The sequence below is a fragment of the Embleya sp. NBC_00896 genome (genome assembly GCF_045207785.1).
Lineage (GTDB): Bacteria > Actinomycetota > Actinomycetes > Streptomycetales > Streptomycetaceae > Embleya.
Window position 1 is genome coordinate 637,884 of the sequence record NZ_CP108777.1, and the last position, 23,971, is coordinate 661,854.

21 protein-coding genes and 1 pseudogene are annotated in these 23,971 nt (G+C 71.7%); 8 read left to right on the forward strand and 14 right to left on the reverse strand.

Annotated elements, in window-relative coordinates:
* Positions 1–135 precede the first annotated feature (135 nt).
* The 9 genes from OG928_RS36115 to OG928_RS36155 form a co-directional block, all read right to left on the reverse strand.
* Positions 136–975, reverse strand: a complete 840-nt coding sequence (locus tag OG928_RS36115; protein WP_331766222.1) for a hypothetical protein — start codon at positions 973–975, stop codon at positions 136–138.
* Between the two features lie 304 nt (positions 976–1,279).
* Positions 1,280–2,725, reverse strand: a complete 1,446-nt coding sequence (locus OG928_RS36120; RefSeq protein WP_331766223.1) for an alpha/beta fold hydrolase — start codon at positions 2,723–2,725, stop codon at positions 1,280–1,282.
* A gap of 102 nt (positions 2,726–2,827) precedes the next feature.
* Positions 2,828–3,223 carry a hypothetical protein gene (locus OG928_RS36125; RefSeq protein WP_331766224.1) on the reverse strand — a complete coding sequence of 132 codons (396 nt, stop codon included), beginning with the start codon at positions 3,221–3,223 and terminating at the stop codon, positions 2,828–2,830.
* A gap of 65 nt (positions 3,224–3,288) precedes the next feature.
* Positions 3,289–4,857 (reverse strand): nickel transporter, encoded by a 1,569-nt coding sequence (locus OG928_RS36130; protein ID WP_331766225.1) that lies wholly within the window; start codon positions 4,855–4,857, stop codon positions 3,289–3,291.
* Positions 4,854–6,059, reverse strand: coding sequence for a tetratricopeptide repeat protein (locus OG928_RS36135; protein ID WP_331768235.1), 1,206 nt, complete (start codon positions 6,057–6,059; stop codon positions 4,854–4,856). The genes OG928_RS36130 and OG928_RS36135 overlap by 4 nt, the downstream gene beginning before the upstream one ends.
* Before the next feature lie 13 nt (positions 6,060–6,072).
* A complete protein-coding gene (locus OG928_RS36140; protein ID WP_331766226.1) occupies positions 6,073–7,509 on the reverse strand; it encodes a DUF4331 domain-containing protein in 1,437 nt (478 codons plus the stop codon).
* A 279-nt stretch (positions 7,510–7,788) separates the two neighbouring features.
* Positions 7,789–8,829: a maleylpyruvate isomerase family mycothiol-dependent enzyme gene (locus OG928_RS36145; protein ID WP_331766227.1), complete on the reverse strand. Its 1,041-nt coding sequence runs from the start codon at positions 8,827–8,829 to the stop codon at positions 7,789–7,791.
* Positions 8,826–9,431: a sigma-70 family RNA polymerase sigma factor gene (locus tag OG928_RS36150; RefSeq protein WP_331766228.1), complete on the reverse strand. Its 606-nt coding sequence runs from the start codon at positions 9,429–9,431 to the stop codon at positions 8,826–8,828. The genes OG928_RS36145 and OG928_RS36150 overlap by 4 nt, the downstream gene beginning before the upstream one ends.
* A gap of 184 nt (positions 9,432–9,615) precedes the next feature.
* Complete coding sequence (locus tag OG928_RS36155) at positions 9,616–10,893, reverse strand: DUF2252 domain-containing protein (protein ID WP_406291538.1); 1,278 nt, start codon at positions 10,891–10,893, stop codon at positions 9,616–9,618.
* A gap of 498 nt (positions 10,894–11,391) precedes the next feature.
* On the opposite strand from OG928_RS36155, the gene OG928_RS36160 reads away from it, so the two are divergent.
* Positions 11,392–11,574: a hypothetical protein gene (locus OG928_RS36160; RefSeq protein WP_331768355.1), complete on the forward strand. Its 183-nt coding sequence runs from the start codon at positions 11,392–11,394 to the stop codon at positions 11,572–11,574.
* Here the strand turns inward: OG928_RS36160 and OG928_RS36165 are convergent.
* Positions 11,558–12,556, reverse strand: coding sequence for a zinc-dependent alcohol dehydrogenase family protein (locus OG928_RS36165; RefSeq protein WP_331766230.1), 999 nt, complete (start codon positions 12,554–12,556; stop codon positions 11,558–11,560). The genes OG928_RS36160 and OG928_RS36165 overlap by 17 nt on opposite strands.
* 179 nt (positions 12,557–12,735) lie before the next feature.
* On the opposite strand from OG928_RS36165, the gene OG928_RS36170 reads away from it, so the two are divergent.
* Both OG928_RS36170 and OG928_RS36175 read left to right on the forward strand, forming a co-directional pair.
* On the forward strand, positions 12,736–13,077 hold the full coding sequence (locus OG928_RS36170) for an ArsR family transcriptional regulator (protein ID WP_331766231.1): 342 nt from the start codon (positions 12,736–12,738) through the stop codon (positions 13,075–13,077).
* Positions 13,078–13,191: 114 nt separating this feature from the next.
* Entirely contained in the window at positions 13,192–13,395 is a 204-nt protein-coding gene (locus tag OG928_RS36175) for a hypothetical protein (RefSeq protein ID WP_406291539.1), read from the forward strand.
* 167 nt (positions 13,396–13,562) lie between these two features.
* On the opposite strand, the gene OG928_RS36180 is transcribed toward OG928_RS36175, so the two are convergent.
* The 3 genes and pseudogenes from OG928_RS36180 to OG928_RS36190 form a co-directional block, all read right to left on the reverse strand.
* Positions 13,563–14,810, reverse strand: coding sequence for a serine hydrolase domain-containing protein (locus OG928_RS36180; RefSeq protein ID WP_331766232.1), 1,248 nt, complete (start codon positions 14,808–14,810; stop codon positions 13,563–13,565).
* Positions 14,811–14,930: 120 nt separating this feature from the next.
* Entirely contained in the window at positions 14,931–16,133 is a 1,203-nt protein-coding gene (locus OG928_RS36185; protein WP_406291540.1) for a serine hydrolase domain-containing protein, read from the reverse strand.
* 328 nt (positions 16,134–16,461) lie between these two features.
* Positions 16,462–17,017: pseudogene (locus OG928_RS36190) on the reverse strand (helix-turn-helix domain-containing protein).
* A 391-nt stretch (positions 17,018–17,408) separates the two neighbouring features.
* Here OG928_RS36190 and OG928_RS36195 point away from each other — a divergent pair.
* The 3 genes from OG928_RS36195 (at position 17,409) to OG928_RS36205 (ending at position 19,870) form a co-directional block, all read left to right on the forward strand.
* The gene (locus tag OG928_RS36195) at positions 17,409–17,609 is read left to right on the forward strand and encodes a zinc-binding dehydrogenase (RefSeq protein WP_331766234.1); all 201 of its coding nucleotides are present in this window, start codon (positions 17,409–17,411) and stop codon (positions 17,607–17,609) included.
* A 619-nt stretch (positions 17,610–18,228) separates the two neighbouring features.
* Positions 18,229–19,080, forward strand: a complete 852-nt coding sequence (locus OG928_RS36200; protein WP_331766235.1) for an aldo/keto reductase — start codon at positions 18,229–18,231, stop codon at positions 19,078–19,080.
* A gap of 214 nt (positions 19,081–19,294) precedes the next feature.
* The gene (locus OG928_RS36205) at positions 19,295–19,870 is read left to right on the forward strand and encodes a TetR family transcriptional regulator (protein WP_331766236.1); all 576 of its coding nucleotides are present in this window, start codon (positions 19,295–19,297) and stop codon (positions 19,868–19,870) included.
* Between the two features lie 284 nt (positions 19,871–20,154).
* Here the strand turns inward: OG928_RS36205 and OG928_RS36210 are convergent, their stop codons facing one another.
* Positions 20,155–21,411, reverse strand: coding sequence for an alpha/beta hydrolase (locus OG928_RS36210; RefSeq protein WP_331766237.1), 1,257 nt, complete (start codon positions 21,409–21,411; stop codon positions 20,155–20,157).
* A 158-nt stretch (positions 21,412–21,569) separates the two neighbouring features.
* Between OG928_RS36210 and OG928_RS36215 the strand changes: the two genes are divergently transcribed.
* Complete coding sequence (locus OG928_RS36215; RefSeq protein WP_331766238.1) at positions 21,570–22,673, forward strand: winged helix-turn-helix domain-containing protein; 1,104 nt, start codon at positions 21,570–21,572, stop codon at positions 22,671–22,673.
* Positions 22,674–22,783: 110 nt separating this feature from the next.
* Positions 22,784–23,953: an aminotransferase class I/II-fold pyridoxal phosphate-dependent enzyme gene (locus OG928_RS36220; protein WP_331766239.1), complete on the forward strand. Its 1,170-nt coding sequence runs from the start codon at positions 22,784–22,786 to the stop codon at positions 23,951–23,953.
* Positions 23,954–23,971: the final 18 nt, after the last annotated feature.

Below are 23,971 nucleotides of genomic sequence, written 5' to 3' on the forward strand. Positions count from 1 at the left end.
GAGTGGGCCGCGTTCCGACCACAGGGGGTCGGAAAGGGATGCTCGTGTACCTGGGGCCGGGCAGGTCCCGTCCCCAGATGACCCCGTCCACGGCTTCGGGTGGGGGCGGTTGTCATCGGGCGGTGCCCATCGCGGTCACCGACCGGTGTCGGCCGGGGCGGCGGCGATGGTGTCGTGGCACGTCGGGGCGTACTCGGGCGTGCTTGCCACACGACCTCGCGCGTCGTCCCACGCGCCCGGGCTGCGGTAGTGGTTTCGGTGCCCGGCGGTGAGAACGGTGCGCAGTGCCGCGAGGTGCTCGGTGTCCGCCGGGAGGTCCAGTTCGGCGATGAGCGCCAACGCCGTGTCCGGCTCCAGGCTTCCGTAGATGTCGTGATAGCTGGTCAACAAGCCCTTGAAGAGCGCCGCGCGCAGGACCGGCAGCCGCGCCGCGACGGCGTAGGTCGCCTGCTTCGCCGGCCACGGAACCGGACCCGAGCACTCCAGGACGCGGCGGGCCCGACGGAGCAGGGCGTCGGAGCTCGCCTTGGTGAGTTGGTCGATGTCCCGGCCGAGCACTTCGGCGAAGGCCGTCGCCGCAGTACTCCGATCCTCGAACCAGTCGACCCACAGGGAGTAGGTGACGGCCTCGGACACCCGGGGCGCTTCCAGCCGCCGCCGATACCCGTCCCAGAGCACCTCGGCCGGCAACGGACCGCCCGGACCCCGGTGGGCGAACCCGATCTCACACGTCACCCAGTAGTCGTCGAGCAGATCCAGCATCCCGAACGCGAGCCGTAGCCGGCCGCCCGCGTCGAGACGCTCGTCGGTGAACACCACCCCCGCCCACTCGTGCGCGACTTCATTGCCGGTGAGCCGACCGTCCGGAGTCTCCCCATCGGTCCACTCGTCGGCCCCGACCTGCGTAACCCCATCCTCCGCGAGCCACCGCCGGGCGTCCTCCATCGCCTGGATGTCCATCCGCCCAGTATTCACGACCCGACACGCTCCCTCCTCGTGCGGTCCGGCGCAGCCCCAGGACGCCGTGTGCGGGTCCTTGAGAGCCTCACCACGGTGCTCCACGGTGCGGGCCGGACCGAAGACCGCGCCGCTCAGGCGATCCACCACACTCGGGACCGGTATGTGATCGCCGACGACGCGGAGCAAGAGGTGCGGGTCAGGGGCCGAGCCAGGTGACCGGCTGGAAGTTTTCGGCGACCCAGTCGAGTGCCTCGTCCTCGTCCTGCTGGAACTCGGGCAGGTAGGTCGGGCTCAGTACGGCCACGGCCTCGCGAAGCGCCTACCTCGAATCCGCCACGGTCCGGAGGCTGCGGAGGAACGGGACGAGGGTGCGGGTCAATTCGTTGTGGGTGGGGGCGGCGAACAGGGGGTCCAGGTGGGACATCGTCGGGTCGGCCGCGTAGGTGGCACCGGGTATGCGGGAGTTGGCGGTCAGCCAGTGCGCCGCGGTGCCCTGGGTGCCCTTGTCGAGGCCGGTTTCGAACGCGTACAGGGGGATGTCCAGTTCGCGGGTGTGCCACAGGCGCAGGCCGAGGATGCGGGTGGACTCCGTGTCGGTGTACGGATCGACCGCGTCCAGATCGAGGCTCAGGCGCTGCGGCCAGTACCACTCGAAGCCGGCCGGGGTCGGGCCCGCCTGGGCGGCGGCGACGCGTCGCAGGGGCGTCATGCCGTTGTCGCGCCAATCGCCTGTGTCGGTCAGGGAGCCGGAGTGCACGGAGAGCGCGGGAGCGGTGCGCGGCGACGCCTGCATGAACCAGCCGAGCAGTCCCGCGTTGGTCACCGGGCGCGGCGGGCGCAGCGGCTCGGGGAGGCGGGCAGCGAGGACGGAGGGTGCGTGCGGGGCCCGGTCGGCGTACCAGGCGATCAGCTGGTACCAAATGGCGGCGCTCTCGGGTCGGTCGCCGAGACCGAGTGCTTGGGAGAGGTATCCGTCGATCACCGATTTCCCCTCTCCCGTCTCGGAGTCGATGGCGGCCAGGCGGGCCCGGACCTGATCGGGTGAGTTCCTCGGCTCCCACCCCTCCCCCGCGAACGCGCCGTGCACGCCGCCGTCGATGAGCATCAGACCGGAGAGGTCGCGGTAGCCGGGGCGGCCGTCGAAGTCCCATGCGGCGTAGGCCAGTGCCGTCGTCGCGCCCCACGAGTGCCCGCCGAGGACGACCCGGCGGCGGCCGCGGTCGGAGGCCGACCGGACGACCGCGCGCAGGTCGCCGAGTGTGGTGGCCAGCCCCCAGTTTCGGGCCTCGGCCGGCATGTGCGGGGGCCGGCGGTAGCGTCCGTCGAGGTAGTACGACGCCGGGTCGGCGCCCTGGAAGCCGCTCAGGTCCGCCAGGGATTGCTCGCGTCGGTCGACGGACCACACCTGCGTGTCGGGCAGCCGTCGGGCGAGGTCGCGGGCGAGCACCCGGAAGTCGCCCGCGGCGCCGTACATTCCGGGCACGAGCACGACCACCTGGCGAGCGGTCGGGCGCCCGACCTTGAGGACGTGTACGGCGTCGACGGCGACGTACGACTCGCGCGGTCGGCCGTGGCGGGCCGCGGACGCGTCGGCGGGCGGGGCACCGAGGGACAGGGCGAGCGCGGCGAGCGCGGCCGCCGCGCCGACGCGCTTGCGGTGGGCGAGTTTCCTCCGGGCGGGGCCGGGGGTGGCCGCGCGGCCGGATGCGAGGGCGAACGGGCGGGCGGGTACGGGGTGGTGGGCACGGTTGCCGGCGAACCTCACGGGGACCTCCACTGACGGTGGCGACGCTGACAGTGGCAAGAGGCCGCCGAACCCGGAAACGTTCCCTGTGACCTGGGGCACCCACCGCGCCGGCTCGGGTGGTCATGGTGCGGGGGTGGGGTCCTCGTCCGGGGTGCCGGTGCCGCCGAGGGCGGTTGGTAGGTAGGCCGGGTCCGCGCCCAGGTCGATGTACAGGCGTGCCCACGCGCGGTCGGTGGCGGTTGGTGCCTTCCCGTCGCAGAAGGGCTTGCGGCCGTTGGCGGTGTAGTGCTCCAGGACGCCCATGATCTTGGCCGTGTCGCCGTCCTGCTCCGAGGTGTACTCCGGCCCGGGACGACCCGCCTGGTGCTCCTGGCACGCCACCGTCTGCGGTGCGGCGACGAACGGGGGCTGCCCGGAGTCCCGGTCGCCGCCCGATCCCGTGCACGCCGCGGCGCAGGCCAACACGGCCGCCGTCACCAGCGTGGTTCCCGCCCTCGTCCTCGTCCTCGTCCTCATGGCTTTCCTCGTTGTCATCGCTCGATTCCCTTCGTTTCCGGATCTGCTCATTTCGGCGGCCGGCCTCAGCCCACCGCGCGGGCGGTCAGCACCATGCCGACCGCGACGATCGACACGGCGGTGGCGAGCGGTACATACGCCGACCACCACCGGTGCCGGGTCCGGCGGCCCATCGGTCGCAGGCGCACCAGGACCAGGCCGGCGGCGGTCAACACAACCGCCATGCCCACGCCGTACGCGAGCACCAGCAGCACGCCGAAGACGGTGCGCCCCAGGGCGATCGCGCCCAACAGCACGACCAGCGCGGAGGGGCTGGGCACCAGACCGCCGACGACGCCCATACCGACCAGGACGCCGCGCCCGGGACGGGCCGGACGCTGCGGGTCCGCACCGTGTCCGTGTCCGTGTCCGTGGGAGTGCGCGTGCCCGTGCGAGTGCGAGTGCCCATGGGAGTGGGAGTGCCCATGGGAGTGGGAGTGGGCGTGTGCGAGCTCGTGATGCCCCATGCCCACGCCCGCGCCCACGGGCACCGGCACGCGTGCACCCCCGTCCCGCGCCCGCCCCGCCCGCAGCCCGCGCACCGCCGCGCGCAGCAGCCACGCGCCGATGCCGACCACCAACAGCCCACTCGCCGCGGCCGCCCACGCCAGCACCCGCTCGCCCGTCAACGTCGTCGACACGCTCAACAACGTCCCGACCACCAACACCCCGGCCGTATGCGTCAACGTCACCGTGGCGCCCACCGTCACCGCGTCCCGCACCCCCTGCCGGCGCCCGTCCGCGCCGCGCGTGGCCAGGTACACGGCCATCACCGTCTTGCCGTGCCCGGGCAGCGCCGCGTGCGACGCGCCCAGGAGCAGGGCCAGCGCCACCGCCGCGAGGCCGGCCCCGACCGTGAGGTGATCGGCGCCAAGCACCGCGTCGAAGCGCCGCTGGGTCCCCGCGTAGGCCCGCTCGACCGGGTTCGGCGCCGGCCGCCGCGTGCTCGGCGCGACGGCGTCCGTGCCCGGCCGTACCCGCAACTCCACGTCGCGCACGTCCGGCGGCGACGTCAACAGGTCCACCGGATAGGACCGCAGCCCGCCGCTGGGGCTTTCCCGGGGCACCGGGGAGGAGCCCAGCGCGATGCCCGCACCGGTGGCGGTGACCTCGTGCCACCCCGCCCGACCCGGATGGTTGTCGTTGCGCACGGACACCCGCGCCGGCCGGGACAGGTCCACCGGCGTGCTCAGCCGGCACTCCGTGCGCGTGGTCGACAGCCCCGCCGCCCCGGCCACCTGCTCCGCGCTCGCCCGCAGCACCACCCACGGCGCGGCCTCCCGCCCGTCCACCCGCAACCGCAACCCCCCGGCCAGGCGCGGACATTCCGCGTCGGCGTAGGCCTGCAACTCGCCCGCCGACAGGCGTCCGTCACCGTCGAGATCGCGCCGCCCGCCCATCTGGAGCGTGGGGATCTCCGCCTCGTCCACCGTCGCCAGGTCCTCCACCCGGTCCGGGCGCACCGTCAACGCGTGGGCCTGGTTGACGCTGATGTTCCCCAGCGGATGCGCCGACGCCGCGGGCGCGCAGCCGACCACCACACCCACGGCCCACACCACCGCCACGCACGCCGCGACCGGCCACCGTGCCCTCATCGCCCGCCTCCGGTCCCTACCGCCGCGCGGATCGCGGCCAGATGTGCCAGCACCTCCGGGTCGCGCCAGCCCCCGGCCGTGGCCTCCAGCGCGTACGGCACGGCCTCGGCCGCCCGACCCGCCCGGAACAGCGCCCACGCCAGCGCGTCGGCCGTGTGCACCGACCGCCTCCGCGCCCGCTCCGCCTCGGCCCGCCGCACCGCCTCGGCCGGATCCCCCCGGTCGGCCTCGAACATCGCCCGGGCCACGTCGTCCGTCGCGCCCTGCGCGTCCATCACCGCGAACTGCGCCGTCACCAGCCGGAACTGGATCCGCGCCAGGTCCGTGTGCCCGGTCCGCTGCGCCAACTCGCCGTAGCGGGCCAGGTATTGCGGCAGCGGGGTGGTCGCCGTCAGCTCCGCGTACACCGCCAGCGCCTCGTCCACCCGGCCCACCTCCGCCAGGGCCGCGGCCCGCCCGGCCCGCAACGCGGGATCTCCCGGCACGACCCGCAGCCCCGCCTCGTAGGAGCCCAGCGCTCCGGCGGGATCGCCGTACCGGCGCGCCAACTCGCCCTGCCACAACCGGCAGTACGCCACGTCGTCACGAGCCGACGCGCCCTCCAGCGCGCGATCGAGGGCCACCCGCGCGCCGTCCACGTCGCCCCGCAGCTCAAGGTCGTACGAGGCGCGGGTGAACGACGCCACCGACGGCCGCAGATCGAGCATCCGCTGGATCGCGCGCGTCGCGCCCTCGGCGTCGCCGAGCTGGGTGGCGGCATCGGCCAGCGCCCCGAACGCGGGCGCGTAATACGGGTCGGCCGCGATCGCCTGCTCGGCCAGATCCCGCCCGGTGGCGAAATCGTGCCGCGCGTTCGCCAGCGCCGCCAGCGCCACCAACGCGGGCACCCGCGTGGGCGTCCCCGGACCGGACAGCGCCAGGGCCCGATCCAACGCCTGCCGCGCCCGCGCGTACAACGACGCGTCCCCGCCCACCCGGGCCCGCTCCACGTACGCGCCGCCCAGATCCGCGAGCGCCCGAGCGTCGTCGGGCACCTCGCGCAACCGCGCCTGCGCGACCTCGATCGGATCCGCCGACGCCGCCGCGCCCGCCCCGACCGGGGGCCGCGAGGACCCCCGGTCGGCTCCCGGCGAGTGCACGGCGGCGGGAACCGCGATCAACAACGCCCCCGCCACCGCACCCGCACACACCACTCGCAACATCCGCACGACCGGATCACCCGTCGCGCGGCGCGCGGTTGACCGGCCAGTACTCCGGCAGCCCCACGTACGGGAAGGCGCCCGCGAACGGCCGATTCCCGGTGTCCACCATGTCGCCGCGCGCGAGCGCGGGCACCAGGCGCCCCGTGGCCGCCGCCCCCTCCAGCGCCTGGAGCTCGATGTCCACCACGTCGTCGGTCAACCGTCGCCCGTTGGGGAACCCGGCGAGATCGCCGCCCAGAACTCCCAGCCGGTTCGGCTTCGCCGCCGGTGGCATCGCCATGTTCAACCGCAACTCCTCGGCCGGCACGAACGCCTTCGGATCCACGTCCTTGTTCAGCAACTGCGAGTTGAGATCGACTTGGATCGGACCGTTGGTCGCCTTCGCGATGCCGGTCAGGAAGATCTCGACCAGGTCCGCGCGCGGGCCCTGCGGGGCCTTGATCCCGTAGATCTTCTCGATCAGCCGGGGCACCTCGGGGTTGTTGACGCGGTCGACCAACTCGGGCACGGTCCGGTCCTGGTCCGGCGTCAGCGCGTTGAAGCGGTTCTTCAGGCCGGCCGGCACCACGACCTCGTTCACCAGCGGATTGCCCAACCGCGACACCTGCACGTACCGGCCCCAGTCGCGGCTTCGACCATCGGGGGCCACCAGGTCCATGCCGCGCCGCGACGTCGTGCTCCACACCCCGACGACCGGGTTGCGGCCCGGGTCGTTCTTGAGCGCCAGACTCGCCTTGGGCACCTGGAGGACCAGCGTGTTCACGTTGTAGCCGGCCACCGTGTCCTGGCCGACCTCCTTGAGGTCGCCGCCGTACAGCAGATCGAAGACGCGCAGGTCCAGGAAGAACGGATCCTCGGTCTGACCGGCGAACACCCGTGCCCCGCCCGGGAGATCGTGCAAGGCCGCATCACGCAGACCCTTGTAGTCGGGCATCGACGCCGCGCCCACCCGGGAGGGCGCCACCCGGCCCCGGTCCAGCAGCGTCCGCGCGTTCGTGCCGCGGATCTCCTGGAGCGTGTACCACTGTCGAAACAGCAGATTCTCGTCGTCCAGCGAGGTCACCGGTCCGTTGTTGTACAGGAAGGTGTCGTTGCCGCGCCGATCCTCGTCGCGGAAGGTCCAGCGATAGGTGACGTCGGGTTTGCCGTCGCCGTCCCCGTCGATGTTGATGTCGTAGCGGGCGTCGGTGGCGAACGGGTGGAAGTTCGGGCCGCCGTTGGGCTCTTGGAACGGCACGACGTTCGCCACCAGCGTGACGGTATCGGGCCGGTCGGGGCTGACGAACGCGTACAGGTCGGTGTTGTCGAGTTGCGGGCTGCCGGCGATCAGCGGCGCCTCGCGATGGCTGGACGCGACGGCGGGGCCGCTGTCGGTGAGCGCGACGGTGCCCGTCGCGACCAACGCCCCGACCGCGAGCAGCGCGGCGACGGGTCGAAGACTGTGCTGCATGACGAGGTTCCCCCTCGAGGTTCGCACGGCACGATCTGCCGTGACATCTTTGGTTCGTCGCCGCCCTCATCGCGGTTTGTGCCGATGTGTGGCAACCGTGTAACGGTCGCCAGAGGGACGAACCACCTTGTGGGACATGCCGGTTGGTGCCGTGGTCGATCTCGGGGCGGCGGGTGAAGGGCACGCCGGGTCGCCGCCCGTACCGGACCGGACGTCGCGCGTCCTCGCGGGCCGCATCCGGGGGTGCCGTGTCGGCCGGGTGGGCGGTCCCGGCGCGGATCAGCGCCCGGGCGCCCGTCGGCGGGGAATCGTCGTCACAACAGGCGCGAGCGCGGCCGCCGCGGCCAACGCGGCGCGGGCGACCGGCGCGCTGCCGCTGATCTCGGCGCGCACCGAGGCGGGGGTACGGCGCCCGCCGAACAACAGACAGAACTCGACGGCGTCCGCCGTGATCGTCGCCGCCGCGCCGTGCCGCCCCTGGGGCAACGTCCAACGCCCGCCGCCCGACCCCGTCAACACCAGAGACACCGGCGTCCGGTCGGCCAGCATCGGCCCCAACGCCCGCAGCCCGTAGGCGATCAGCTGATCCAGCCGCAGCGGCCGCACCGCCCGGAGCCCGAACAATCGGGCCAGGTCACCGGTGTGGATCCAGGTCTCGAAGGCCCGATCCGCATAGGCGTCCACGAGCCGCGCGACGTCGGCGGCGGAGTTCACGGGCCCGGCCGCGCGCATCAGCCGACCGGCCTGCTCGCGCCACATCTCGCGAGCCTGACCGAGCGTGTGCGTGCGCAGCCGCGCGAGCACCCGAGCCGAGCGCAGGCCCTCCGGGTCCCCGGGGCCGGCGGTGGCCGGGATCCCCGACGGCACCGCCTCGGGCACACCCAACGCCACACACAGCACCCCGTCGGTGGCGATCAGGTGCGCCAGCACACCGGGCAGGTCCCAGCCCTCCCCCACCACGCCCGCATCGCCGATCACGGCTGCGGCCGCCGGGTCCTGACGGGGCATCACCTCGCCCAGGAGCGCGTCGAGCGTCGCGACCGCGTCCGCGTAGCAGGCGGCGTACTCGCCCACCGGACGGTCCGGGCGCCGCGCGGCGGACGCCGCGGCCAGGGTGCGCGCCCGCAGCGCCGGCGGCGCAACAGCGCGGCCACCGTTGAGGATCGGCCTCGGCACCCCCACCCGCAGCCGATCGGCCTCGGACCGGCAATCCGCACACTGCCGCAGATGCGCCCGCACCCGGGCGTCCTCAGCCGGTTCACACACTCCGAGCACCCACGCGGCGAGTACGGAGGGAACCCGGTCGTGGCCTGCGTTCATCGGCTCTCCCCACTCGTCTCGGTGCCCGCGCCGGGCGCGGACGGGTCTGCCAGCAACGATGCCAACTGCCGTAATCCGCCCCGCATTCGAGACTTCACCGTGCCCTCCGGGACGCCGAGCTGACGGGCCACCTGCCGGTAGGTGATACCGGCGAAGAACGCCAACTCGATCGCCTCGCGCTGCGCCGCCGGCAACGTCGCCACGGCCGTCCGGACGCGTCCCGCCTCGTCGGCCGCCACCACGCTGTCCTCGGCACTGGGCGCGCAATCCTCCACGTCCGTGCCGCACACCTGCCGCACCCGACGCTCGCGGGCCTGTTCGGCGCGCACCCAGTCCACCGCGCGGCGATGTGCCAGCAGGCACAACCACCCCCGCAGCGAGCCGCGCTCGGGCCGGAAGGCGTACGGACGCTCCCACAGGTGGACGAACACCTCCTGCACGATGTCCTCCGCGGCCGTGCGACTGCCGCTCACGCGCAGGGCGACCGAGTGCACCAGTGCGACGAAGCGGTCGTACGCCTCGGCGAGCGCGGTTTCGTCGCCCTGGACGAGCCGGTCGTGTAGATGATCATCCGGCCGCTGTGCACCGCTCTGCGACTCCACACGTCCACCCCCCGGTGATGGCCAACGCTCACCACCTATTCGACACCGACCGCCGGGTGGATGACCCCGAAAGGCAAAGAATCCCGACGCGCCGGAAAACAGCCCGTCACGGCGATCGGCCGCCCGTCGACGACGGCGCACGCCACCGCGCGCACCGGGCCGGTGTCCCGCGAGACCGGGTGCCTCAGGCCTGCTCGGCGGTGACCCGTCCGGCTTCGACGGCGTCCAGCAGGGCCGCGTGGTCGCGCTCGTTCTGGTCGGCGTACGTCTCGGCGAAGGTCGTCAGCGCCCGGTCGAAGACGTCGCCGCCGCCCAGGTAGGCGGCGATGGCGATCCGGTCCCCGGATCTGGCGTGTGCGCGCGCGAGCGTGGCGCCGCACAGCTCGCCGAACGCACCCATGCCCTCCGGAGCCATCAGCGACGGTTCGGCGATGCCCTTCCAGTCACGCAACTGACGCACGTAGAAGTCCCGCTCGCGACCGTCGATCCCGGTCACCCGCTCCCAGCCGAGGAGCATGTCGCCGGCGGCCTGCATCAGGCGCTGGCCCGCGACGACCCGCTCCCCCTGGGTGGCGTACCCGCTTTCGCCGACGTGCGGGGCCAGGACCGACTCGTCGGCTTCCTTGGCTTGGAGAAACAGTGGGTCCTCGCCGTCCCGACCGAGCAGCAGGATGATCCAACAACGGGTGCCGACACTGCCGACCCCCACGACCTTGCGTGCCATGTCGACCACGGTGTACTGATCGAGCAGACTCCCAAGCTCCGACCGGAGGCTGCGCCGATACCGGTCGATCAGGCCGTGGATCTTCTCCTCGAACACGGTGCGTTCACCGCCCGGCAGGAGATCGGAGACCGGAGTGATCAACGGCGGCGAGGCCGCGATCCGACGCTTGCCGTCGACCACCCGGGTGAGCTTGTCGAAGGCCTGGAGGCTGTCCCGCGTGCGTGCCTTGGCCAGGGCCCGGGACATGCGCTTGCGGCCGCGCTTGTGCAACCGCCCCGAGGCCAGGTCCTGCAGCCGATCCGCGTCGACCTTGGCGTACCACACGTCGAGATTGCCCATGCCGGCGAAGCGGCGCATCGATTCCCGGTAGGACCGCACGGCGGACCGGACGACATCGCCGCGCTCGCGGTCGGTGAAGCCGTTCTCCCTCCCCGCGATGACCAGGCTCGCGGCCAACCTCTTGACGTCCCACTCCCACGGGCCGGGCAACGTCTCGTCGAAGTCGTTGATGTCGAACAGCAGGAGTCGCTCGGGGGAGGCCAGCAGCCGGAAGTTCAACAGGTGTGCGTCGCCGCACAGTTGGGTCCGCAGTCCCGAGTTCGGCGTGCCGGCGAGGTCACCGGCCATGATCGCGGCGGCCCCTCGATAGAAGCGGAACGGCGACTCGGACATACGGCCGTAGCGGATCGGCACCAACTCCGGTACCCGCGCGGCCGACTGCTTCTCGATGACGTCCACCGGGTCCGCCCGCCGCGGGCCCGGTGCGTATTCGGCATGGCTGGACCGGGGCGCGTTCGCGCGAGCCGCCCGGCCGCGATCGGCGCGCTCCCGGGGCGACAGCCTCGACGTATCGGGTGTGACGACTCTTGCCTTCGACGTCACCGCACGCCCTTTGGGCCGGTGTCGAGCGGTACGGGGCGCCCCGGCCACACCTCCCCGCGCGCCCGCCGGCCGGCGGGCGCGCGCGGGGTTCGAGTCCGATCCTGGTGCGTCGATGGACATGGCACTCCTGCGTTCGGATCGACGATCTGGGGGTGGGACGGCACAGCGCCCCCTCACCAGGAGACGCGCGCCGCCCGATTCGTGCGAGCCGGGTGCCTCCAACGAGTGATCGGCATGCGCGGGACGGCACGCACACCGCGTGTCCGAATCTTGCAGACTCCTGTCATTGCAGATATTCCGCCCGGCGGTGAGGATGGACGCACGAGCCCTTCCCCTCCCCTTCCGCATCTGGTCGTGATCCCGGCCTTCCCCGGGGTCAACGCGCTGGACGTGACCGGGCCGGCCGAGATCTTCGCGCTCGCCGGTCGGGTGCCGCCCGAGGGACGGGCCGGCTACGAGGTGCGCCTGATCGCGGAGCGGCGCGGCCGGGCGGCGCGGCCGGATGGTCCCGAGGGGATCCTCAGTGGTCCACGGTGACGACGATCTTGCCCACCTGGGCGCCGGCCTCCATGTAGCGGTGCGCCTCGACGATCCGGTCCAGGTCGAAGGTGCGGTCCACGGCGGGCTCGAAGGCACCGGTGCGCAGGCCGGAGGAGATGAACGCCTCCGCGCGGCGCAGCCGTTCCGGATCGGTGGTCGTCTCCAAGGCGGTGTAGGTGCGCATGTTCAGCGCGGGCATGCCGAGTTCGAACCCCGGGTAGGGGGTGACCTCGCCACTCAGCGCCCCGTACACCAGGAGCGTGCCACCGGGGGCGACCACCCTGGCCAGGTCCACCACACCGGGGCCGGCGACGGCGTCGAACACGAACTCGGCGCCCCGTCCCGCGGTCAGCTCGCGCACTCGCGCGACGACGTCCTCCTCGTCGGTGACGATCACCTCGGCCGCCCCCGCCTCGCGAAGCCGTTCGGCCTTGGCGCGGGTGCGGGTGGTGGCTATCGGCACCGCCCCGACGCGGTGGGCGACCTGGATCGCGGCCAGGCCCACGCTGCTGGAGGCCGCGGTCAGCACGACCGTGTCCCCGGCACCCATCCCGCCGACCTCCACCAGCGCCCCGTAGGCCGTCAGGTACGGCATCCAGACCGCCGCCCCGCCGACCGCGTCCAGGCCGGTGGGGCGGTGCAGCACCGCGGATGCGGGGACGATCGCACGCTCGGCGTAGACGCCGTAGTCGTTCATCGAGAACGCGGGGATCACGCTGATCGCCTGGCCGACCTCGAATCCCCGCACGTGCGCGCCGACGGCCTCGACCACTCCCGCGGCCTCGGCGCCGAGCCGGGCGGGGAACTCCTTGACCTGTTCGATGTAGTGGCCGGCGCGGAACAGCGCCTCGGCCCGGTTGACGCCGATCGCGTCCACCCGGATCGACAACTCGTCGGGACCGGGTTCGCCGAGTTCCACGTCCTCCACCCGCAGCACGTCCGGCCCGCCGAGTTCGTGGAAACGCACTGTCCTGGTCATCACGCATCGCCCTTCGATCGGTGTCGGCGACGCGGAGGACGCGTTGCCGTGCCACACTCAAGCAGAATGTACGATGACCGTCAAACTTCGATGATCATCGAACTTCTATGGTCATCGAACTTCGATGCGCGTCCTCCTTCGACGCGTGTCCTACGATGTGTGCGGGAGGTCAACCGGCGATGGCGACGACGCGGCGAAACGGGCGAGAACGCGTCCTGCCCCACCCGGACGTCCGGACGATCAGCCTTCAGCAGATGCTCGAGGCCCTGGTCGACCCGGTACGCCGCAGGATCCTCGGCGAGCTCGACGCCGCCGGCCAGGACCTCAGCTGCGGCACGATCGACCTGCCGGTCAGCAAGTCCACCGCCACCCACCACTTCCACGTGCTGCGCGAGGCCGGCCTCATCCGCCAGTACTACGTCGGCACCTCCCGCATGAACGCACTTCGCCGCGACGAGGTCGACGAAGCCTTCCCCGGACTCCTGCGCGCGGTGCTGGTGACCGAGCCCGACCGGGACTGAACCGCACCCGTCGCCACCCGAACGACTCGGCGGCCACCGACTCGGCGACGTGATCGAGCACTCGGTGTCATGTCACCACGGTGGCGAGGCGGTTCCGTCGGCTTCGAGCCCCTGGTGAGGAACTTCCCACTCCCCTCGCGGGGCTTCCTGGTCTACCAGGACACCCGCCTGCCTCCGAACTACACGCCGTTCGGCAGGATCACCGGCGGCCTGGACGCCCTGCGAAACATCGCCGCCGCCGGCGTCGCGGACGGTTCGAGCGACGGCGCACCGGCCGCGGGCGTGGTCCTCGACTCGGTCGCCACCGCGAGGAATTGATCCCGAACAGGCGATTCCCCAGGGCGGTCCGCCGCCTACGGAGAGTCCCTCGTCCACCTGGACGACTGACCGCCACGGCCGGACCCGACGACCCCGGGTGCCCGGCGACCAACCCGGCGGGGCGGCGGTACCGAGCAGGCCGAGGGCGGTTCGGCCCGGGCAGGGCGCTATCGCGGACTCGTGATGATGCGGCGCACCATGCCGGCGATGGGCCGCACCGTGTCCCTGTCGTAGTTGCTCAGGATCACCGCCACCCAGCCGCCGTCCGGGTACATGTCGATGTTGGTCGACTCGCCGTCGGCGCCGCCGCCGTGCCCGATCACCCACTGGTTGTCGATCAGCATTCCGGTCGGCCCGTAGCACTGGAACATGGCCTGTGGGGGCGTGCCGCCACCCCCGCCCGGCGGTGGGTCCGTCGGGCCTGTCGGTGTCGGGCCCTTCGGTGGCGGTCCCAGCGGCGTCTTCCCGCCGAGGACGAGCCGGGTGAAGGGCGGGTCGAGCAGCTTGTCGCCGAGCAGCGCCCGCGCGAAGCGGTCCATGTCCCGGCAGGTGGAGAACGCGTCGCCGGCCGGCGTACCGATGAACATCCGCCCCGCGACGTCGTCCACCCGCTGCCCCGAGGTCTGCTTCACGTACGGGCGCGCGACGCGTCGGTCCTGGCGCCATCGGGGCGCGGTGACGAAGTCCGTGTCGGCCATGCCGGCCGGGCGGAAGACCTCCTCGCGGACGTGGTCGAAGTAGGAACGGCCGGACACTTTCGCCACGATGGTCCCGAGCAGGTGGTACCCGGAGTTGCTGTACCGGCTCCCGGCACCGGGCGGGAAGGCCGTCCCGCCCTTGCGGATGAACCCGAGGGTGCCGTCCATGACCTGATCGGCCGTGGTCCAACCGGCCGCCGCCTCCGCGTAGCCCGGCGTCTCCCGGTGATCACCCAGGCCCGAGGTGTGGGTGAGGAGGTGATGGAGGGTCACCCGGTCCGCGATCTCCGGTGGGAAGCCGTCGAGGTAGCTGCCCAACGTCGCGTGGTAGGCGAGCCTGCCGCGCTGCACGAGCCGGGTCACCGCGACGGCGGTGAACAACTTGGTCACCGAGGCGAGCGCGAAGATGGTGTCCGGACCGATGGGTGCGTTCCGCTGCTTGTCGGCCATGCCGTAGGCCCGGGACAGGACCGGCCGGCCCCGTCGGGTGAGCAGCAGGGTGCCGGAGAACTCGTCCTTGGCCGCCAAGTCCGCGACGAACCTGTCGAGTTCGCCGCCGGGCTTGAGCGCGTCGGGCACCGGGCCGAGGTGTACCGGGTCCTTGGCGGACCGCGCGAAGTCGTCGCCCCGTGCGGCTCCCCCGGTCGCGACCACCGTGCCCGCGGCCAACGGGACCGCACCCAGTGCGCCAAGCATCCTTCGTCGGGTGGAGGTCATGATTGTTTCGCCTTTCGCGCTTCGCGTTTCGCTCGTGCCATCGACCGTCCGCGTTTCGTGATCCGTGTTCGTGATTCGTGATCCGTGCTTCGTGTTTCGCCGCGCGGGTGTGGGTCGTGCCTACGCCGTGACCAGCTTTCGCCCCAGCTCGACGATGGGATCGATCCTGTTGTCGTAGTTGCCGAGCACGATCGACACCCAGTCCAGGTCGGGGAAGATGTCCAGCCGGTTCGCCGCCCCGGGGCCGCCGCCCGAATGCCCCACGACGCGTCGGCCGTTGACGACGAGGTCGTCGAACCCGTAGCCGTAGAACTGGCTTTGGGTCGGCGGGCCGGGCGATTCCGACAGCGCCAGGGCGATCTTCCCGCCGGTGACGACGTCGGTGAACGAGGGGGTGAGGAGCCGGTTGCCCATCAGGGCACGGGCGAAGCCGAGCAGGTCCTTCGCGGTCGAGTACGCGCCGCCGGCGGGACCGTTGGTGAACGGGCAATGCGCGCCGGCGCTGAAGTCGACGCGCGGACCGGAGGGTTGCGTCCAGTACGGGTGGGCGATGTCGGCGGCGGTCTGGATGTACGGCCTGGGGTGGAAGTCCGCGCGAACCGTGCCGGCCGGACCGAGGACGTGCCGACGGACGTAGTCGAAGTAGGTCTCGCCGGACACCTTGGCCACGATCGCACCCAGAACGAAGTACTCGTCGTTGCTGTACCCGTACCGAGTCCCGGGCGCGAACCGCAACGGGGTCCGCCGAACGGCGGCCTGCGTGCCGTCCATCACCTTTTCGAAACTGTCCCAGTCGGCGGGCGGTCCCCCGCTGCCGAGGGCCGGCCTGCCGACGCCGGAGGTGTGGGTCAGCAGTTGATGGATGGTGACGTGGTCCGCGATCTCGGCGGGGAAGCCGTCGAGAAAGGTCCCCACGGTCGCCTGAAACCCCATCCGCCCCTGCTGCACGAGTTGGGCGATCGCCACACCGGTAAGGGACTTGGTGATCGAGGCGAGGCAAAAGACGGTGTCCGGCCCGTTGCGGATCGACCGGACCTTGTCGGCCATGCCGTGCGAGCGGGCCAGTACCGGCCGACCGCGGTGCGCCAAGAGCACGGTTCCGGAGAACTTGTCCTCGGCGGCCAGTTGCGCGATGAGCCGGTCGTAAGCGCCACCGGGCCGCAGATCCTTCGGTATCTCGGGCCTGCCGCGACTGGTGCCGGCATCGGCGTCGGCGATGTCGGACGCGGCGAGGATGCCGCCGCCGGCGAGCGGAACCGCCGCGAGCAACCCGATGACCGACCGCCGCGACGGCCGAGCCGCCGATCGTGTGTGATGAGCCATACCCGATGTCTACCGACGCCCACCGATGGCGAGCCGCTCGTCCGGCCATACACAATCCATACATCCCCACCGCAGCGCTTCCCGGACGCGGTCGCCACCGGTCGCCACCGGTCTCCGACGAATCCCGACGAACGGCGATACGGTGCCGAACGCGACACTGGACGCGGACACTTCGACGATCGGAGGGATCGACATGAGGAACGCGTGGCCGCGGGGGCCGACTGGCTCAGGATCGGGCTCGACGGCCCCGGCGACGCCGAGCGATGGTCGAGCTGCGCCATGAGCAGACGACGCTACGTGGCCCGCGGTGTGCCGGGTCCGAGGTCGGTCAGGCCGGGCCGTCGCCGGGGTCCGGTGCGGGACCGGGGGACACCACCCGTCGCCAGCGCCGGGCGGCGTCCTCGAGGTCGCGGCCGACGTGGCCGAGAAACTCGCTCAGGTCCGCCAGTCGGGCCCCGGCCGGGGTGGCCGTGCCCAGGGTCCGGGCGCCGTCGCGGACCGCGTCGGCCACCTCGGCAGTCGCCCGGGCGCTGGCGAGCATGGCTTCGAACCACACGTCGTGGTCGATGACGTAGTGCTCAGCCCGCCGGTGCGGGTCGCGTTCGCGCCGGATCAGGTTCTGTACCTCGAGGTAGCCGACGGCTTTGGACACCGACGCGGGGCTGACCTGTAGGCGCTGGACCAGTTCGGCGGAGGTGAGGCTGCCCGAGTTGGTGTGCCTGGTCGGCTCGGTAGCCGCCGGCTCCGCCGTTGCGGGCGACCTCCCTCGTGACGGTGGAGACCGGGCGGTCCAGGTCCGCTGCCATCCGGGAGTAGGTGAGTCCTTCGGCCAACCCGTCGGCGATACGCCGCCGTTCCTCGTGAGTCAGCCTGCCGCCCGGCATCGCCGCCCGCCTCCCGCCGTCGTGTCCCCCGCCCACGCCGAGGGGCCGCAGACCGGGAGCCAGTATGCAGTCACATTCATCTCATTGCAAAATCCCAAGTGCGATTTTGCATCAACCAGCACCCCATTGCAAAATCAGCCTGGACTATTCCCTGCATACCCTCTGCATTTACCGAGCAGAAGGATTAAAGAACCCGTGAACACGATGTAGCTTTCACGTCGCCTTGAAGATCACTACGCAACCGCGCACGGACGCTCGTGCAGCGGCGGGGCCATCTCCGTAGCCGTACCGCCAAACACACCGCCACCAACCTTGGCATGCCCGAATTCCAACCCACCGTCGGCCGACGCACGTCGAACAGCAGAGCTTAGAATTCCTCGCCCTGAAGTCCGTGACCGGATTCTCCCTCCTCGCCTGGCGCGCGGCCGACCCGGAGCAGGCCCGCCAAGAAATGACCGAGGCAGCCGACTACTTGACGACCGGACGACTGCGCACGGCCGTACACGCCCGCCTCCCCCTTACCGAAGCCGCCGCAGCACACCGGCTACTCGAAGACCGGTCCCAACTCGGCCGCATTCTCCTCCTGCCCTGAAAGACTCGACACGCCGAATGCCGCGGCCGGAGCCGGAACAGCGCGGGGCGACTCGTCGAGATCCGGGACAACCTCATCGCCCGGATCGCCGAGGCCGAGCGGGAGGGTCCGCTGGGCGAGGTGGACGGGTCTGCACGTCAGTCCCGCCGGCGCGCAGAAGGCTCGGCTCGACGCCGAAGCGGCCCACCGGCGGTCATGTCCAGCAGGAGCAGGGCGTCGTGGTGTCGGGCGTGGTCTGGGTGCGGCGGGCGCGCAGGAATCGGCCCAGCTCCGTGCCCCGGCTGTCACCGGTCGTGCGCTCGTGTGCCATGGCTTCAGTGTCACACCGCGCCGACCGGTCCGACGGCGCGATGGGGGCCCTGTCGTCACCCCCGAACGGCCCGGCCTGCCGCTGATGGGGCAAAGGCGCGAGGGTGGTTCTCGGCGCTTTCGCACGGCCGGTGAGGCCGACGGCCGCCGAGCCGACTCTTGGCCGCACCCCTGGACGGGTGCGGTCTTGCCGCCCGTGACCGCGCGTCACGGCGGGCGGTCGCGAGGCGATCGGGCGAGAGTTGGAGCGCACCGCGCCCTCGCACACCTTCACCCCCCCCGCACACGTTCGCGACCAAGGGAAGATCCCATGCACAACGTCACCCTGAACAACGGCGTGCAGATGCCGATCCTCGGCTTCGGCGTCTACCAGATCCCGCCCGAGCAGACCGAACAGGCCGTCACCGAAGCCCTCGCCGCCGGCTACCGCCTGCTCGACACCGCCGCCGCCTACGGGAACGAGGAGGCCGTCGGCCGCGCCATCAAGAACAGCGGCATCGCGCGCAAGGAACTGTTCGTCACCACCAAGCTGTGGATCCAGGACGCGCCCGCGCAGGAGAACACCCGGCGGGCGTTCGAGACTTCCTTGAACAAGCTGGGCCTTGATCACCTCGACCTGTACCTGATGCACCAGCCCTACGGCGACGTCTACGGGCAATGGCGGGCCATGGAGGCCGTGAACCGCGAGGGCCTCGCCCAGGCCATCGGCGTGGCCAACTTCCACCCCGACCGCCTTCTCGACCTCATCCTCAACAACGAGGTCACCCCCGCGGTCAACCAGATCGAGACGCACCCGTTCTTCCAGCGCACCGCCGACCAGCAGCTCATGCGCGAGCACGGCGTCCAACACCAGTCCTGGGGCGGCTTCGCCGAAGGCAAGAACAACCTGTTCACCCACCCCGTCCTGAGCGAGATCGGCGCAGCGCACGGTAAATCCGCAGCGCAGGTCGTGCTCCGCTGGCTCGTCCAGCGCGACATCGTCACGATCCCCAAGTCGGTCCGCCCCGAGCGAATGGCGCAGAACCTCGATGTCTTCGACTTCGAGCTCACCCACGACCAGATGGCCCGGATCGCCACCCTCGACACCGGCACCACCCTCTTCTTCGACCACCGCGACCCCGAGATGGTCGCCTGGCTCAGCAAGCGCCGCCTGGACAACTGAGCCGACCCGCGGATGCCCCCCTCGACGCGCGACGGGGCATCCGCGCCCGCAGCGACGCCTTCCGCATCCGCTGGGGCGCCCACAACATCCGCGCCGGACCGCGATGTAGCCGTCGGTGGTAATACCGACGTAGTACTTTTACACACAGACAACTTCATTCGTAGTACTATGATAACAGCGGTGCAAACGTAGTACTACATCTGGAGTTGTATCAATGGTGCGCAGGAACGACGAGCGACGGGCAGCCCTGATCGATGCCGCCATCGAGGTCCTGGCCGAGCAGGGCGCGCGAGGCCTGACCTTCCGAGCCGTGGACATCGAGGCCGCCGTCCCCGTCGGCACCGCCTCCAACTACTTCTCCAACCGCGACGACCTGCTCACCCAGGCCGGCGCCCGGGTCTACGAGCGGCTCCAGCCCGACGAGGCGACGCTCGCACGGCACCGGGAGAGCTCCCCGGACCGGGAGACCTACGCGATGCTGATGCGCGAACTGGTCGGCCGAGTCAGCGCCTTCCGCACCGGCTATCTGGCGCTGCTCGAACTCCGCCTGGAAGCCACCCGCCGCCCCGAACTGCGCGCGGTCCTGACCGAACGCGTCCGCGCCGACGTCGACGCCAACGTGGCCTACCACGAGGAATCCGGCCTCCCCGGCGACGCCACCGCAGTCCGCCTGTTGTACCTGGCATTCAACTGGCTCATCGTCGAACAACTCACCCTCCCGGGCGTGTTCTCCGAAGCCGACCGCGAACACCTCATCACCGCCGCAGTCGAACGCATCGTGTCGCCGTAACCCCTCCCGGAAACTCGGAACGCGCTGAACCGGTGCGGTCACGGCGCGAGCGGCATGTTCGGCACGGTGCTCGCGCCGCGCGGCTGACGCGAATAGCGCGAATGGCGAAAGGTACGCATCCCGCGACTTTCTCGTAAGGACGCCCCACGAAATCGGTTCGGCCGTACGCGAGTTCGTCCTCGGCACCTGAGCCTGTGCTCCGGTGGTGGGCCACTCCGGCCGCGTGGGGGTCGCCGGCGCCTGGGCGGGCTCGACGCCCAGGCGTGTGGGACGGGTCGCCGGCCTCAGTGTGAAGGCAGATGCCGGGCGAAGAACGAGTGCACCCGCGCGCGCACCGTCGGCACCGATATCGCCGGGTCGATGGCGCCGATCAGCTTGATCCGGTTCTCGGCGGTCATCAGCCCGGCGGCCTGCAGGTGGGGCGCCATGGCGGCGTAGTCGGTGAAGACCCAGTGCGTGGCGTCGTCGATCCACTGCCGGTGGGTGTGTCCTCCCGGCCGGCCGAGCATGGTCGACCAGGAGCGATCGAGCCGCGCGTTGCGGAAGCCGTCCGTCCCGAGCAGCAGCATCGGCCGGTCCGTCCCGTGCCGGGCAATCGGCAGCAGTTCGCCCTCCTCGCCCGGTCGGGTCGGCGGGTAGTCCAGGTAGCCCTCCAGGTTGACCGCCGCGGCGATGCGCCGGTCCTCGTACAGGGCCTGGGCCGCGGCCGTCCCGCCTGCCGAGTGGCCGTAGATGCCCACCCGGCGCAGGTCCAGGGCGCGGCCGAGGTGCGCGGGCAGGGCCCGTGCTTCCGCGTCGGGATTCCGGCCGGCCGCCAGTGCCGTCAGCTCGTCGAGGACGAACCGTACGTCCGCGAGTCGGGTGTCGATCATCGTGCGGAAGATCCGCGGGTCCTCTGGGGTTCCCGGCAATCCGTACTCTCTGATCCTGCCGTCGGGGAACTCGACCGCCCCGGGTTCCCCGGGATGGTCGATGGTCACCACCACGTAGCCGCGGCCGGCCAGCTCCTCGGCCACGCCGGTGCCGATGGTGCGCGGGTCGCTGCCGCCCGGGGTGTACAGCAGCACCGGCCGCCGGATCGCCTGCGCGGGCGCGCCCGTGTGCGAGTGGGTCATCGTGGCGGCCCAGTCCACGCCGCTCGTCGGCAACTCCCGGTGCCAATAGACGGGGTCGAAGGCCTTGAACCCCTCCGCCGCCGCGGGGGTCATCTGCGGTGCGATGGGGTATCCGCGGACGGTGCGCGCGGGGTAGAACACCGTGACCATCAACTCCCGGACGGGGATGGCGCCGTCCCACGGGTCGCGCCTGTGCCGATCGACCAGATGCAGCATGGTCACCCCGACCTGGTGCGGGCCGGTCGGCGCGGGCAACCGCACGACGAAGTCGTCCGCGGGCTGCGCCTTCGCGGCGTTCGCGGGTTGTGCGTGCGCGGCGCCGCTCCCCGCGACCAGCAGCGTGGCGGCCAGCACCACCGACTTGGCGACGGTCCGCCGGTCCAGTGCGGCGGCACGGTCGTCAGCGCCGACGTTCCTGCGCGACATGGCTCTCCCTTTGTGTCTCTGTGACCTCGGTCCTTGCGCCCTCGGGCGGCCCCTGTGTGAATGAAGGGGCATGACCTGAATGCTGGCCTCCGGCAGGGAGCACACGCGATGGTTTAGGCCCTGCCCGAAACGATGGCGCGGCGCCGCCGGGGAGAGTAGTGATCCGGATCCATTTCACGGCCGCCGATCTCGGGCGAGTCCGGTTCGCGCCCCGGCCGGTCCCGTTGCAAGAGCTGAACACGGCCCTCATGCGGATGGTCCGCCCCGACGACGAGCTGCTCTTCGGTCGCTGGAGACGGCGGTTGCTCCGCTCTTTGCCGGATGCCGTCCAGCCGCTGGGGGACCTGGTCCCCGGGGTTACGGCTCCCAACTTCATCGACTCGATCAGCGACTCGCTGAAGGAGGGACTGGACACGGTCCGAACTTCGGATCCGGACCTGGTCCGCTCCGAGATCGAGCGGGTATACGCCGGGCACCCGGCCCCGACTCCGCTGTGGATCCGCGACCTGCACCGGGGTGACGCCGACGCCTGGCAGCTCCTGCGCCGCGCGCAACACGCGGCCTTCGACACGGTCCTGGGCCCCGTATGGCCCCTGGTACAGGACCTGCACCGGGCGGAGTTCACCCGCCACGCGCTGACCGTGGCCGAGCACGGCATCGGCGCCGCACTCACCGCGCTCGTCCCCGGCACCCGGCTGCGCGAGGACGTCTGGGAGATCGACGGCCCCGGCGGGGAGTGGGACATCAAGCCGCGCGGTCGGGGGATGGTGCTCCTGCCCACCTTCCACTGGACCGGCCATCCGCTCGTCTCCCTCGTGCCGGATCGCCCCTTGGTCGTGACCTACCCGGCCGGTCCGGGCCTGCCGCTGTCGCCGGACGGGGTGGGCGCGGCGGGCAGCGCGGAGGACGCGCTGGCCGGAGTGCTGGGGCGGACCCGCGTCGACGTGTTGTTCCTGCTCGCGGAGGAGCACACCACCGGCGATCTCGCCCGGCGGCTGGGTGTCAGCGCCGCCACCGCTTCGACCCACGCCACCGCGCTGCGCGGCGCCGGTCTGATCACCACGGTTCGCGCCGGACGGGCGGTACTGCACCGGCGCACCGCTCTGGGGAGCCTGCTGATTCAGCGACACACGGGAACGCGGAGCCTGGGCGGCCGTTCGGCGCCGCCGGCGGGGAGCGGGCAGTCGGGGACGAGCGGGCATTCGGGGAGAAGCGGGCAGTCGGCGGGGAGCGGGCAGTCGGGCGATCGCCACCGGGCTTGAGTTCGCCGACGCGGTGCCCCGCCGAATCTTCCTTGTCCTGGACCCGACGCGTGAGCGAGCATGATCCAGGGGTCTGCTCCCCCGGTGCTCAACGTGAAAGGCAGCCGGCTATGACCTCCTGGGAGAACATCGGTGTCGGCAACCCGCTGACGACGTACGACCTCGACGCGTTGCGGCGGCGGCGCAGCTTCAAATGGCGGGAGTACGAGCCCGACGTCCTGCCGATGTGGGTGGCCGAGATGGACACCTCGCCGGCGCCGGCGATCGCCGAGGCGTTGATCGAGGCGATTCGGCTGGGTGACACCGGGTACGCCCTGGCGGGAGGTCTTCCGGAGGCCTTCGCCGGATTCGCCGAGCGCCGCTACGGCTGGCGATCCGATCCCGCCGCCATGCGCCTGGTACCGGATGTGATGGCGGGCATCGTCGAGGCCCTGAGTCTGGTCACCGAGCCGGGTGCTCGCGTCGTGGTGAACACGCCGGGATACCCGCCGTTCTTCTACTGGATCCCCCGGATCGGCCGCGAGGCGGTGGAGAGCCCGCTCGCCTTCGGTCCGGACGGCTTCCGTCTCGATCTCGACCGGTTGGAGCGCGACTTCGCCGCCGGCGCCGACGCCTATTTGTTGTGCAGCCCCCACAACCCGACCGGCGTCGTGTTCACTCCCGACGAACTGGCCGCCGTCGCGGCTTTGGCCGACCGGTACGACGTGCGGGTCGTCGTGGACGAGATCCACGCCCCGCTCACGTATCCGGAGGCGAGGCACACGCCGTTCGGGTCGCTCGACGCGACGGCCGCCGCGCGGTCGATCACGCTGTGCTCGGCCTCGAAGGCGTGGAACCTGGCGGGCCTCAAAGCGGCGCTCGCCGTGCCGGGCGAGGAGGCGCGGGCCGACGTCGCGGCGATCCACCCGGAAATCAGTGTGGGTGCCGGGCTCTTCGGCGTACTCGCCTCGGAGAAGGCGTTCACCGAAGGCGAGGGGTGGCTTTCGGAACTGCTCGCGGGCCTGGACGCCAACCGGCTGCTCTTGGGCAAGCTGCTCGCGGAGCGGTTGCCCGAGGTGGGATACGTTCCGCCGCGCGCGACGTACCTCGCGTGGTTGGACTGTCGTGCGCTGGGTCTGGGCGACGACCCGGCCGAGGCGTTCCTGCGGCGTGGCAAGGTGGCGCTCGCGTCGGGCTTGGGGTTCGGTCCGCCCGGGCGCGGATTCGCCCGCTTCAATCTGGGCACCTCGCCGGAACACGTCGCGGACGCGGTGGAGCGCATGGCGGCGACCGTCGGCTGACGCGGCCGGCGCAGCGCG

Excerpts from the sequence above, each read along its gene's own strand:
- OG928_RS36125 (WP_331766224.1), bottom strand. The coding sequence starts at position 3,223 with ATGAGGACGAGGACGAGGACGAGGGCGGGAACCACGCTGGTGACGGCG.
- OG928_RS36130 (WP_331766225.1), bottom strand. The coding sequence starts at position 4,857 with ATGAGGGCACGGTGGCCGGTCGCGGCGTGCGTGGCGGTGGTGTGGGCC.
- OG928_RS36135 (WP_331768235.1), bottom strand. The coding sequence starts at position 6,059 with ATGTTGCGAGTGGTGTGTGCGGGTGCGGTGGCGGGGGCGTTGTTGATC.
- OG928_RS36140 (WP_331766226.1), bottom strand. The coding sequence starts at position 7,509 with ATGCAGCACAGTCTTCGACCCGTCGCCGCGCTGCTCGCGGTCGGGGCG.
- OG928_RS36145 (WP_331766227.1), bottom strand. The coding sequence starts at position 8,829 with ATGAACGCAGGCCACGACCGGGTTCCCTCCGTACTCGCCGCGTGGGTG.
- OG928_RS36165 (WP_331766230.1), bottom strand. The coding sequence starts at position 12,556 with ATGACCAGGACAGTGCGTTTCCACGAACTCGGCGGGCCGGACGTGCTG.
- OG928_RS36170 (WP_331766231.1), top strand. The coding sequence starts at position 12,736 with ATGGCGACGACGCGGCGAAACGGGCGAGAACGCGTCCTGCCCCACCCG.
- OG928_RS36180 (WP_331766232.1), bottom strand. The coding sequence starts at position 14,810 with ATGACCTCCACCCGACGAAGGATGCTTGGCGCACTGGGTGCGGTCCCG.
- OG928_RS36185 (WP_406291540.1), bottom strand. The coding sequence starts at position 16,133 with ATGGCTCATCACACACGATCGGCGGCTCGGCCGTCGCGGCGGTCGGTC.
- OG928_RS36200 (WP_331766235.1), top strand. The coding sequence starts at position 18,229 with ATGCACAACGTCACCCTGAACAACGGCGTGCAGATGCCGATCCTCGGC.
- OG928_RS36205 (WP_331766236.1), top strand. The coding sequence starts at position 19,295 with ATGGTGCGCAGGAACGACGAGCGACGGGCAGCCCTGATCGATGCCGCC.
- OG928_RS36210 (WP_331766237.1), bottom strand. The coding sequence starts at position 21,411 with ATGTCGCGCAGGAACGTCGGCGCTGACGACCGTGCCGCCGCACTGGAC.
- OG928_RS36220 (WP_331766239.1), top strand. The coding sequence starts at position 22,784 with ATGACCTCCTGGGAGAACATCGGTGTCGGCAACCCGCTGACGACGTAC.